The following is an 11,764-nucleotide window of genomic DNA, read 5'->3' as shown; positions in this document are numbered from 1 at the left end:
ACAAATCGACACACCCATGACTCTTCTTGCTACGACCAGCACTGTCGCCATTTCATTGTATGCGCTGCTCTCGACTTTCTATAAGAGCGCGCAGGTGCTTTATGCTCTACCAACAAACGTTTCATCGGCTTCGGATGACGTGGTCGTCTCCGACGCTTTGCCGAGCGTGGATGTCATCGTCCCCTGCTTCAACGAGGACCCGCGCACGCTATCGGCGTGTCTGAGATCCATTGCTGGCCAAGACTACGGCGGGAAACTGCAGGTCTATGTGGTTGATGACGGTTCCGGAAATCTCGAAGCCCTAGCACCCGTTCACGACGCCTACGCTGAAGACCCGAGGTTCAACTTTATTCTTTTGCAAAAGAATGTCGGAAAGCGGAAGGCGCAGATCGCTGCGATACGCAGGTCGTCCGGAGATTTGGTGCTCAACGTCGATTCGGACACGATACTCGCCGCCGATGTAGTCACGCAACTTGCACGAAAGATGCAAGATCCAGCGATCGGGGCGGCCATGGGTCAGTTGACGGCGAGTAACCGAAACGACACCTGGTTAACCCGGCTCATCGACATGGAGTACTGGTTGGCTTGCAACGAAGAGCGCGCGGCACAGGCTCGCTTCGGCGCCGTTATGTGCTGCTGCGGCCCATGTGCCATGTATCGCCGCTCCGCGCTCCTTTTGCTGTTAGATCAGTACGAGACGCAGTTTTTTCGCGGAAAGCCAAGCGACTTCGGTGAGGATCGCCACCTCACGATCCTCATGTTGAAAGCAGGGTTTCGAACGGAGTACATTCCCGACGCCGTCGCGGCGACAGTGGTTCCGGATAGGCTAGGGCCGTATCTGCGCCAACAACTCCGTTGGGCACGCAGCACTTTCCGTGACACCTTCCTTGCGCTGCGCCTGTTGCCCGAACTTGATCGCTATCTCACGCTAGATGTAGTCGGACAGAATCTCGGCCCGCTACTTCTCGCCGTTTCAGCGCTAGCGGCGCTCGCGCAGCTCGCAATCACAGCCACAGTACCGTGGTGGACAGGACTGATTATCGCATCAATGACCGTGGTTCGCTGCAGCGTCGCAGCCTTTCGTGCTCGCGAACTGCGCTTTCTCGGCTTTTCTCTGCATACACTCATCAACATCTTTCTGTTACTCCCCGTTAAAGCCTATGCGCTGTGTACATTGAGCAATAGCGATTGGCTGTCACGCAAGTCTGCAAACTTACCAAATGAGAGTGAAAGACAGATCGTCATCCCAAACCCGATGGCTGGACCAAACGCTAAGGGAGGTTCGGTCATTGCTGGGTCAGTTCGCAAGGACCTTTCGCGCCGGTCTTCGAGTTTCGTGACGTCGAACAGTATTTGCAGCGGCAAGTGACCTTGAACGTTACTTAGGTGCACAAGTCGTGAGCCGGAACAAGAAGTATCAATCGTTAGATCTCGAATTGGCGAGCGACGATCCGTGGCGACTCGACGGTAATCCGTTCGAGCGGGAGCGTCACACACAAATGCTCCGGCTGTCGCTTGCCCAAGGGGTTATTACACATGGTCTCGAGGTCGGGTGCGCAGCCGGCGCATTCACAGAAAAGCTGGCACCCCACTGTCAACGGCTAACGGTGGTTGACGTTATGCCGCGAGCGATCGGTCGAGCGTGCCAACGGACGAAGAGGTGGTCGCACATTACGTGGATAACTTCCGATATCCAAGAGTTCTCGAGCCAAGAGCTGTTCGATCTGATCGTCGTGGCGGAAGTTCTCTATTACCTCGACGACTTAACTGAGATACGCGCGGCCATCCGCAATCTGGTGCAGATGCTTGCACCAGGTGGGGTTCTGCTCTTTGGATCAGCGCGTGATGCCGCCTGCAGGCGTTGGGGGCACGCTGCTGGTGCCGAGGCGGTCATCACTATGCTGAATGAAATGTTGATCGAGGTCGAGCGCGTTCAGTGCCAGGGTAAGTCGGCTGATGAAGACTGCTTGCTCGTTTACTTTCGAAATCCGATTCGAAGTTCCATTTGAATCCAATTGCTGAGGATACACTATGCGCATCTGCGGCATCAAACTGACGCATGACGGGGCGATTGCTCTGGTGGAGGACGGACGGCTGGTCTTTTGCATCGAGCAGGAGAAACGGAGCAACAATCCGCGGTATCAAACCATCGAGAATCTTGACGCAGTTGTTGTCGCTTTGGCGGAGCATGGTCTGGATCCGCAGGATGTTGATCAGTTCGTCATCGACGGCTGGGACGGGCGGGTCGAGTCGCAATTCCAAGTCCTCAGCGGAGTGACGCCTATCACTCTCAAAGGGGCGCCGTATGTTGAACGGAATGCCCACGGCCTTCTCACTTCGCGCGACGGCTTTAACCTGATGCTCGACGGCCGGGTCTTTCCTTATAAAAGCTATCCGCACGTCACAGGCCATGTGGCCTCCGCATACTGCACGAGCCCTTTTGCCAAAGCCGGACAACCCGCCTTCTGCCTGGTGTGGGACGGCTGCATCTTTCCACGTCTCTACTACGTAGAACCCCGCGGTACGCACTTCATCGAACGCCTGTTTCCGATCATAGGCCATGCTTATGCTGTCGCGGGCCATCACTTCGGACCTTATAGGCAGGCGAGCCGTACTAGCTGGGACCTAGGTGTTGCCGGCAAGCTGATGGCCTATATCGCGCTCGGGTCTGTTGATGAAGACATCGTGGCGGTGTTTCAGGAGCTCTACGAAGAGCGCTTTGCGGGCGACACGGAGTATGCTCGTCGTCATCGTGCGGAGGTCAATAGCGAGGAGGCCTCACTGGAGGCTATGCACGACTTCTTCGACGCGAGCGAGCTCCGATTGAAAGATAAGCTGCCCGAAGATGTACTTGCATCGTTTCATTGTTTCCTCGAGCGTCTTCTTATCCGCCAAATGGCCAGTGCTTTGGAGCGGCATGCGTGTTCTCCGGGTCCGCGCAATTTGTGCATAGCCGGTGGCTGCGGTCTCAATATCAAATGGAACAGTGCACTACGTGCGACCGGCCTGTTCGATGATGTCTGGGTGCCGCCCTTTCCGAATGACAGCGGCTCGGCAATCGGTGCCGCTTGCTCCGCAATGGCGGCGGAGAACGGCTTCGTGCCGCTGCAATGGTCAGTCTACAGTGGCCCGGCGCTGATACGCAGCGATGTGTCGTCGGAATGGAACGCTGCGCCATGCAGCATGCGTGAACTTGCGACCATCCTCGCGAGCAACAAGCCCGTGGTTTTCCTCGCCGGTCGCGCGGAGCTTGGACCACGAGCATTGGGTGGCAGAAGCATTCTGGCAGCCGCGACTTCGCCGGCAATGAAGGATCATCTCAACGACATCAAGCTCCGCGAACTCTTTCGGCCAGTCGCGCCGATATGCCTGGAGGATCGTGCGCCGGAAATTTTCAGCCCCGGAACGCCGGACCCTTACATGCTTTTCGATCACCAGACACGGGCAGAATGGTGGAACAAAGTCCCCGCTATTATGCACCTGGACGGATCTGCGCGATTGCAGACCGTTCCCAGAACCTCTCCGCACAAGATCGCGGAGCTCCTCGTCGCATATGAAGAACTTACGGGCATTCCGCTGCTTTGCAATACGAGTGCCAACCACCATGGACGTGGGTTTTTTCCGGATGCCGCAGCAGCCTGCCAGTGGGGACGCGTTGAACACATATGGTGTGACGGCCTGCTATGGACCAAAACGGTCGTAAGTGAACGATCGCCGGCCGAACGCCTTCTGTCAGTCTAAGATGAACATATGTCCACCGTAGCAATCGACCTTAGCTGCGTAAGGAAGTCGTATGGCGACAAAATCGTCGTCGACGGGCTGTCCTTTGCTGTCGCGTCGGGAGAGTGCTTTGGCCTCCTCGGACCAAACGGGGCGGGCAAAAGCACGATTGCACGTATGGTTCTCGGCATGGTAGCGCCAGACACCGGCAAGATGACCGTGCTCGGCGAGCCCGTCCCGGCGCGTGCTCGCCTGGCACGCGCGCGCATCGGCGTGGTGCCGCAGTTCGACAACCTCGAAATAGAATTCACCGTCCGCGAGAACCTGCTGGTGTTTGGCCGCTACTTCAACATGAGCGCACGCGAGGTCGAAGCAGCTGTGCCAGCACTGCTCGAGTTCGCTCGCTTGGAGAGCAAGGCGGATGCTCGCGTCGCCGAACTATCCGGCGGCATGAAGCGGCGGCTGACCTTGGCGCGTGCGCTGATCAACGACCCACATCTGCTGGTGATGGACGAGCCGACCACCGGTCTAGATCCGCACGCGCGCCACCAAATCTGGGAACGCCTGCGATTGCTGCTGGCGCGAGGCAAGACGATTCTTCTGACTACCCACTTCATGGAAGAGGCTGAGAGGTTGTGCGATCGGCTGTGCGTGCTTGAAGCAGGACGCAAGATCGCAGAAGGCGAGCCTCGCGCGTTGATCGATGAGCAGATCGGCTGCCAAGTGATTGAGATCTATGGCGGCAATCCGCACGAGCTATCTTCTCTGATCAGGCCGTATGCGCGGCATATCGAAGTGAGCGGCGAGACGCTTTTTTGCTATGCGCCAGATCCAGAGCAGGTGCTCGTGCAGCTGCGCGGGCGCGCAGGTCTACGCCTTCTGCAGCGTCCTGCGAATCTCGAGGATGTCTTTTTGCGGCTGACCGGGCGGGAAATGGAGAGATGAACGATGCGTGAAGGTTACGCTGCCGTCATGCCCGCCAACGCGTACAACTGGGTCGCTGTCTGGCGTCGCAACTTTCTGGCGTGGAGAAAAGTCGCGCTTGCATCGGTTCTCGGGAATCTCGCCGATCCCATGACTAATCTGTTTGGCCTCGGCTTTGGCCTTGGAGTAATTGTGGGGCTCATTGACGGCACTTCATACATCGCGTTTCTGGCTGGTGGGATGGTCGCGACTAGCGCCATGACCGCCGCCACCTTCGAAACAATGTATGCGGCGTTCGCCCGCATGCGTGCTCAGCGCACTTGGGAAGCAATCCTGAGCACACAGCTCACGCTCGGCGACATCGTTCTCGGTGAATTGGCATGGGCAGCCACCAAAGCCGTGTTGGCCGGAACGGCAATTGCAGTTGTTGCCGCGACTCTGGGCTACGCAGCGTGGGCATCCATCCTCTATTCGATACCAGCAATCGCACTCACTGGCCTCGTTTTCGCGAGCCTAGCGATGGTCGTCATATCCCTTGCGCCCAGCTACGATTACTTCGTGTTTTACCAGACGCTCGTCGTCACACCCATGGTGTTCCTATGCGGCGCAGTCTTTCCGGTGAGCCAGATGCCCAGCGCATTTCAGCGCGTGGCGGGCTTATTGCCGCTGGCACATTCGGTCGAACTCATCCGCCCAGCGATGCTTGGGCTCCCGGCCGGCGGCATCGGCCTGCATATCGGTGCACTGTGCATGTACGCGGTGCTGCCGTTCTTCCTCTCAATCGCGCTGTTTCGCCGACGCTTGATGCGTTAACCCGAGATTCCGCAGAAGCGATAGAGACATGATGCGGTACCTCCGAATTCGGCAGTTCAATTGGATTTCGTGTGACGATAAATGGAGAATGAGATGTTTTGTCTAGGAGTGAGCGGTGGACTAGACAAAGTCTATGAAGATACACGTGAGCTTTCGAACACATTTCTGCATGATGGTGCTGCGGTGCTCGTCCGGGACGGACGCGTGATAGCGGCCGTTGAAGAGGAGCGCCTCAATCGGATTAAGCACTCCAACAAATTTCCAAGCCGTTCGATACAATACTGCCTTGCAGCCGCAGGGATCCAGCTCAGCGATATCGATCGTATCGCATTCTACGCGACCGAGGCCTATTGCAACGCTATGCTCGAAGGCCTGTTCGGGTCCCGACCTGACCTCTCCATTCCTTTGGATGCCAAACTGTTGATGCGTAGCTTACTAGCGCAGGAGTTTGGTACCGAGGTCGATCCGTCGCGTGTCTCTTTCGTAAGTCACCATCAGGCGCACGCCGTGAGCGCCTTTGCGATGTCTGGCTTCGAGCAAAGTCTAATCCTCGCGATCGATGGGGGTGGTGATTTTCTCTCCGGCCTCTTGGCTGTGGGGTCTGGAACCGAGGTGACCCAACTCGGGACCTTCCCAGAGAATAATTCTCTCGGCCTATTTTATCTCGAGACGATCCGGTATCTCGGCTACGGCTTATTCGATGAATACAAGGTCATGGGGCTTGCCCCCTACGGGGATCCGGCTCCCCATCGTGAGCTCTTCGAGCAGTTCTACGAACTCTTTGATAACGGTGGCTACCGCGTCTATCTCGACCGAATCGGTCCGACGCTGCGCCGGAGCATCCATGTCCGGCGAAAGGGAATGCCATTCACGCAGCAGCATCGAGATGTGAGTGCTTCATTGCAGGAAGCCTTGGAGCGGATCGTGTTTCACATTCTCCGGCATCATCGCAAGGCTACCGGTATGAAGCGGTTGTGCCTGGCTGGAGGGGTAGCCCACAATTGCACCATGAACGGCAAGCTGCTGTATTCAGGGCTTTTCGAAGACATCTTCGTGCAACCCGCGGCGCATGATGCTGGCTGCGCATTAGGCGCAGCACTAATGATGTCTAACGAGCTGGGCCGGCCGGCGCCACGTGAGCGGCTGCAGGAGGTCTACTGGGGTCCTGATCTCGGGAGCGAGCGCGCCGTGCAGCAGGGACTGGATGCATGGGGTGGACACCTTGACGTCGAACGCAGTGACGACGTGGCAGGTTGCGCAGCCGACTGGATGGCTAATGGCGCCGTGATCGGCTGGGTGCAGGGTCGTTCGGAGTTCGGGCCACGTGCGCTTGGCAATCGCAGCATTCTTGCCGATCCTCGGCCTGCCACAAACAAGGACCGGATCAACGCGATGGTAAAAAAGCGCGAAGGCTATCGACCGTTCGCGCCATCAGTGCTGGAGGAGGATGCGAGCGAATTTTTCGACCTTCCCGACGGTACGCGCGAATTTCCCTTTATGAACTTTGTAGTTCGCGTGCGCGACTCCAAGCAAAGCGTGCTCGGTGCCATAACGCACGTCGACGGCACTGCGCGACTGCAAACAGTATCGCGCAAGACAAATCCCGCCTATTGGGAGGTTATTAATTCGTTCAAGAAGCGGACGGGCATCCCAGTTCTGCTCAACACGTCCTTTAACAACAATGCCGAGCCGATCGTGGACTCGGTTGCAGATGCGATTACCACATTTCTGACGACAGAGCTGGATGGACTTGTGGTCGGACCGTTCCTCGTCAAAAAGAGGGCGGCAACGTTGGAGGATTGGACTGCGCTCGCGGTTTCATTGCCGCCTTATGCACGCCTCTATCGGGTTCGCGCTTACACAGCGCTAGATCGCCAGGAGACGGTGTGCGAAATCCGTACGGCGCACGCCAGCGGTGACAGTGTGCGTATTTCACAGGATGCGTTCGATCTACTGATGCAGATCGAGGGCGAAGCCGTGCTTGGGGATCTCCTGGATACAATTACGTTCGATCGGGCTAGGCGTGAAGCTCTCGTGAAGGAACTGCGGGGATTATGGGAGCAGCGCCGCATTCGGCTGCATCCTTCACATGCTGCTCGCGCGCATCAAGACTGTGATCAAATGCTGGAGAAAGCATAACGGGAATCATGAATATGGCCGTGTGCATGTCTCCAAATCCGGGGGGCGGCTGGGCCCCTGAGTGCGGCATATCCGGTAGCGGTAGCTGGGCTCATGCTTGTAGTCTTGGGCGCTGCGCCACAGCAGCAGCTCAGGACGGCAAGCGCCGCCAGCTGCAGAAATTCTGTTCGACATGGTACATGCCGGAAAGTGCTTCGAAGAGCTGTTGCAACAAGGGGAATAGGGCTGAAATCAAGCATGTCGGCGGCAACATTTTCGCGCGGCTCCTCCATGGCAGTGGCATATGAAGTTCTACCAGCCAAATTGGCTAACATCACGATCGCTGACGACAGCATCGTGCGGGGCCATACGTAGAGTTTCCGTAGCGTCCTTATCTCGGGCGGTATTCCCTTAACGAGGAACACAAATGCTTGTTGGCTCGATGAACGACCGGTTCGTTGTTTCTCGACGACGTACTGGTTTCGGTGATTGCCTGTGGTCACTGGCGTCAGCCTGGCGCTATGCGCAGCGGACGGGGCGGACTCTAGCCATTGATTGGCGTGGTTCCTGTTATCTCGATCAACCCTTCACGAACGCCTTTCCGGTGTTCTTCGAGCCAATTCAAGACATCGCTGGCGTACGGGTTATCTGCGATGACAAGATCAACCAGCTCTCATTCCCGGGGCCTTTCTTCCCGTCATGGTGGAATCAGCCATCGATCGACTGCGTTTACCGCCCAGATGAACAGATTTTCCGAGAACGTGACGAGCTGAGTGAGCTTTTCCAAGCCGAATATGATAGTGAAGCCAACACCGTGGTGTGCGATGCTTGTTTGATGTGGCGTTGCGATCAGGATGCCGAACGACAGATATTTCGGAGCATCAAACTGAGGCCTGAAATTCAAGCTCGGATTGACGCCCTATATCAAGAGCACTTTGAAGGGCGCAGCATAATCGGGGTTCATGTTCGGCACGGCAACGGCGAAGATATAATGGGGCACACGCCCTACTGGGCGGATCCGGAGCTCGCCTTGCGGCAAGTATGCACTGCCATTGATACAGCCAAAGCGCTATCACATCGAGGACCTGTGAGGGTATTACTGTGTACGGACAGCGCGCAGGTGCTTCACAAGTTGTCTGGTGTGTTTCCCGATCTTTTCACGATCCCAAAACGCTTCCAGGCGGATCAGGCCGGGCCATTGCATAGTGCGGCACTGGGAGCCGACGGCGGGATCTCCGCTCTCATCGAGATGTATCTTCTCGGGCGATGCGATACCGTGATTCGCTTTCCACCGACTAGCGCCTTCACGCGCTATGCCCGTCTCTTCGCGCCACGCATTATTGAGTTCGATTTGAACGATCCTGGTCGGTTGATCTTGATTGATGAATCCTCCGAACATCTCCTGGCTTTATGAAACTTGCAACCCGCACCGTCATCGATCATATCGGCGCCCCTTCGCATTTGCGCAGCATCGCCGTTCGTGATGTCGGATGTCATCTTTCGTCAAGGTCCAGAACTGCGACAAAGAACGTCGTACACTATCGCCATCGAGCAGCCGGTCACGGTTCGTGTGGAACACGGTGGCATCCCACAGGGATCATCGATCGACAGTCCGACAAATTAGCGGAGAAAGATAGTGGTCGAGCTGCTCGATCAACTGCCGCTCACATCGCACGTGTAGAACGCTTCCAGCAGCAGAGCCCGCAAAGAGCCGCTCGGGCGGAATCGACCAGCGGCTTCCCGGCGTAAAGCCTCCGGAACCCTCCGACAGCTCCTTCAGCGCTGCTTCAATTAGCTCGCGGATCGCCCGCAAGGGGAACGCGCTGCTCTAAACCGCTCGTAGCTGAATATCCCTTCCGCCCGCTGATCTTCCCCGCGGATAAACCAATACGATTGTCGCCTGCAACGTCTCGATGGCCGCATCGCGATCACGAATAGCATTCAATCCAGCAGCTCGATCGGTCTCCGACAGCGTGAGCGCCTGTTCCAACTGAGCCGCTATCGAATTCGCCAGGCGTAAGTTCTCCTCCATGTTGGGCTCGGCTAGACGTTGCCGTTCCGAACTATGGAGGGGTCGAAGCCGAGGAGGAGTGCTCTTCAGCTTGCCTGTTTGGCGCACCGGTTTCCGCCAGATGCCGCACGGGCTCCTCGCTAGGCGCGGCGTAAATCCCACCAGGTTTGAAATATCTGACGATATTGTTCGGTTACGGCCCGACCTCGATCCACGATCCCGGCTTGCTGAACGTGCCGAAGTTCCTGCTCATAACCGAGCTCTATCAAAAGCTTATCGCCGATTGCATCCGTTATTGCTTGCATCTCTTGAATGCTCAGTTCAGTTTGCCAAGTATAGACTGAGCGGTCATTGACTGCCTTTCTCTCGAAGATTTTTCGATCCCCGAAGCGACTGGAGCGAAGATATTCCGGCTGCTGCATCGTCGCCGATGCAATGCCCGTTGGATCGTAACCGAGCCCAGCGATGACGCGCCGGATTTCCTCATCGGGGCGCGCCACCAAATGTTCATACCGCACCACCTGCGTCTGCCGCCGACGTCGGTGCGCGGCGAGCGCAGGTAGGCCCAGAACGACATCGGCGAGAGAAGATGTGATGTCGGGAGGCAGGCTAAGCACAAGATCGGAGAGATCAGATAGGCTGGCGGGCGGCCAGCTTTCTGGCACCAGCGGGATGCCCCACGTCGATTTCAGTGAAGCGGCAACAGCGTAGGGATTACGTAATAGAAGGATGTGTGGCGCTTCTGGATAGAGAGAATCCAAGAAATCGAGGACCATCCAATAACGCGGCGTCTTGTCTACGAAGGTACGCTTGCCCGCTGCTGCCAAATATTGGCCGTAAGCCGCATCAGCAAAAGCGCGACTGACGATAGTACGATCGATTCGGCCCAAAAACTCGGAGGTGGCGTCCTGAACCAGTGATGCCCCCGCTGGGTGACGGTGGTCCACCCGGCCAAATGCCTCAAGTGCCAGCATTAACCAGGGCTCAGGCGGCGCCACAATATCTGGGTGCTGCTGGAGCAAATGCGACAGCAGCGTCGTCCCCGACCGGGGAAGGCCGAGGAGAAAGCAGACCGCAGGCAAATCGTTGGCATCTCGGCTCATGATTCCACCCCCTTATGCTTGGACGACGCGAGCGGCCGCCCGAGCCTCCCTTTGTCCCGTTGAAAGAAATAACGGCAGCCGTGCTGTTCCACATGTGACCGCGTGCGCAGCATCGTGACATGAGGAGGACTTCGCCTGCGTCTTCCGCATGATCTGGGAGCTATGGAATTCGATCCATTTGGCCGGATCGCAGAAGCATTTGGCACCTGCAATCGGCAGCTCCTGATTGCTCGCAAAGCAAAGACGACGTCGAGAGTTGGTTCAATTGTACGTAGATAGGCGGGTGATACAAAAAAGGTTGGAACAGCTAAACGGAGGTTTATCGGAGGCAAGTGCTTGCGACGCGGGGGGCGCTTGTCGCGTTGAGCCGGCGCGGTGCAGCTTGCGGCCGCCGGAGAAGGTGGCCGCAATGGGCATGCGCCTCGGTTGATGCTCGCCCCTGCACCTGAGAAATCTTCTCAGAGCCACGGTGAAGATCGATAGCCATTCTGGATGCCTGAATTCAATTTCTCCAACTGACTTTTTGCTATCCGTTTCTTCCAATTGTTAAATCGATTGTTTTGATGGAATGCATCCACGCGCTGGATAAGTCCGGATCATGCGTTCAGGGCGTCGATCATCTAAATCTGCTCATCGCGCTCGAGGTATCGCTTCGGTGGCGGCCGTTTGTGAAGTTCGGTCATCTTTGTGAGGATCTGACCATAAGTCTAGCTTTGAGGTCATATGCGAATGCTGGTGAAGGTATTGGGCGCCGCTCGCGTTTGCCCGTGCAAAAGCCTCGGAAGACGAAGCGCTGATCGCCCATCAGAAACTTAGGATCGCCAAGCTCGAGCGCCACATCTACGGTCATCGATTGGAGCGATCATCGCGGCTGATCGACCAGTTGGCGCTGACCTTCGAAGAGCTGGAAATTGGCGCCACTAAAGACGAGCTGTTTGCGGAGCAGGCTGTAGCCAAGACGACGAGTGGGCGCGGATTTACGCGAAAGGCGTCCCGAACGCCAGACCGTCACCAGTTTTTCTTCAGTAGACCCCATTAACGCTGCAGCTTCGAGACGTCGATGGACTTTCTGGCG

General features: G+C 56.9%; 9 protein-coding genes and 1 pseudogene. 8 read left to right on the top strand and 2 right to left on the bottom strand.

Annotated features, from left to right (window positions below):
- The first annotated feature begins 16 nt into the window (after nt 1–16).
- From nodC to J6524_RS09730, 7 genes are all read left to right on the top strand, one after another.
- Complete coding sequence (gene nodC, locus J6524_RS09760) at nt 17–1,369, top strand: chitooligosaccharide synthase NodC (protein ID WP_225670128.1); 1,353 nt, start codon at nt 17–19, stop codon at nt 1,367–1,369.
- Nucleotides 1,370–1,397: 28 nt separating this feature from the next.
- On the top strand, nt 1,398–2,009 hold the full coding sequence (nodS, locus tag J6524_RS09755; protein ID WP_225670127.1) for a nodulation methyltransferase NodS: 612 nt from the start codon (nt 1,398–1,400) through the stop codon (nt 2,007–2,009).
- Between the two features lie 22 nt (nt 2,010–2,031).
- Nucleotides 2,032–3,741 (top strand): nodulation protein NodU, encoded by a 1,710-nt coding sequence (gene nodU, locus J6524_RS09750; RefSeq protein ID WP_225670126.1) that lies wholly within the window; start codon nt 2,032–2,034, stop codon nt 3,739–3,741.
- Between the two features lie 9 nt (nt 3,742–3,750).
- Nucleotides 3,751–4,665 carry a nodulation factor ABC transporter ATP-binding protein NodI gene (nodI, locus tag J6524_RS09745; RefSeq protein WP_225670125.1) on the top strand — a complete coding sequence of 305 codons (915 nt, stop codon included), beginning with the start codon at nt 3,751–3,753 and terminating at the stop codon, nt 4,663–4,665.
- Between the two features lie 3 nt (nt 4,666–4,668).
- Entirely contained in the window at nt 4,669–5,457 is a 789-nt protein-coding gene (locus J6524_RS09740; RefSeq protein WP_225670124.1) for a nodulation factor ABC transporter permease subunit NodJ, read from the top strand.
- A 93-nt stretch (nt 5,458–5,550) separates the two neighbouring features.
- A complete protein-coding gene (locus J6524_RS09735; RefSeq protein WP_225670236.1) occupies nt 5,551–7,596 on the top strand; it encodes a carbamoyltransferase family protein in 2,046 nt (681 codons plus the stop codon).
- A gap of 406 nt (nt 7,597–8,002) precedes the next feature.
- Nucleotides 8,003–8,989, top strand: a complete 987-nt coding sequence (locus J6524_RS09730) for a nodulation protein NodZ (RefSeq protein WP_283843285.1) — start codon at nt 8,003–8,005, stop codon at nt 8,987–8,989.
- A 414-nt stretch (nt 8,990–9,403) separates the two neighbouring features.
- On the opposite strand, the gene J6524_RS37320 is transcribed toward J6524_RS09730, so the two are convergent.
- Together J6524_RS37320 and noeE are read right to left on the bottom strand one after the other, a co-directional pair.
- Nucleotides 9,404–9,607 (bottom strand): hypothetical protein, encoded by a 204-nt coding sequence (locus J6524_RS37320; protein WP_283843284.1) that lies wholly within the window; start codon nt 9,605–9,607, stop codon nt 9,404–9,406.
- A 119-nt stretch (nt 9,608–9,726) separates the two neighbouring features.
- On the bottom strand, nt 9,727–10,689 hold the full coding sequence (gene noeE / locus J6524_RS09725) for a nodulation protein NoeE (protein ID WP_283843283.1): 963 nt from the start codon (nt 10,687–10,689) through the stop codon (nt 9,727–9,729).
- A 748-nt stretch (nt 10,690–11,437) separates the two neighbouring features.
- Between noeE and J6524_RS09720 the strand changes: the two are divergent.
- Nucleotides 11,438–11,696: pseudogene (locus J6524_RS09720) on the top strand (IS66 family transposase); the annotation flags it as partial.
- Between the last annotated feature and the right edge of the window lie 68 nt (nt 11,697–11,764).

Source organism: Bradyrhizobium hereditatis (assembly GCF_020329435.1).
Classification (GTDB): Bacteria; Pseudomonadota; Alphaproteobacteria; order Rhizobiales; family Xanthobacteraceae; genus Bradyrhizobium; species Bradyrhizobium hereditatis.
This window is presented reverse-complemented; position numbering and strand designations above follow the sequence as displayed.

Bases quoted from the DNA above. Each gene is read 5' to 3' on its own strand.
- nodC (WP_225670128.1), top strand. From the start codon at position 17: ATGACTCTTCTTGCTACGACCAGCACTGTCGCCATTTCATTGTATGCG.
- nodU (WP_225670126.1), top strand. From the start codon at position 2,032: ATGCGCATCTGCGGCATCAAACTGACGCATGACGGGGCGATTGCTCTG.
- nodI (WP_225670125.1), top strand. From the start codon at position 3,751: ATGTCCACCGTAGCAATCGACCTTAGCTGCGTAAGGAAGTCGTATGGC.
- J6524_RS09740 (WP_225670124.1), top strand. From the start codon at position 4,669: ATGCGTGAAGGTTACGCTGCCGTCATGCCCGCCAACGCGTACAACTGG.
- J6524_RS09735 (WP_225670236.1), top strand. From the start codon at position 5,551: ATGTTTTGTCTAGGAGTGAGCGGTGGACTAGACAAAGTCTATGAAGAT.
- J6524_RS09730 (WP_283843285.1), top strand. From the start codon at position 8,003: ATGCTTGTTGGCTCGATGAACGACCGGTTCGTTGTTTCTCGACGACGT.
- J6524_RS37320 (WP_283843284.1), bottom strand. From the start codon at position 9,607: ATGGAGGAGAACTTACGCCTGGCGAATTCGATAGCGGCTCAGTTGGAA.
- noeE (WP_283843283.1), bottom strand. From the start codon at position 10,689: ATGAGCCGAGATGCCAACGATTTGCCTGCGGTCTGCTTTCTCCTCGGC.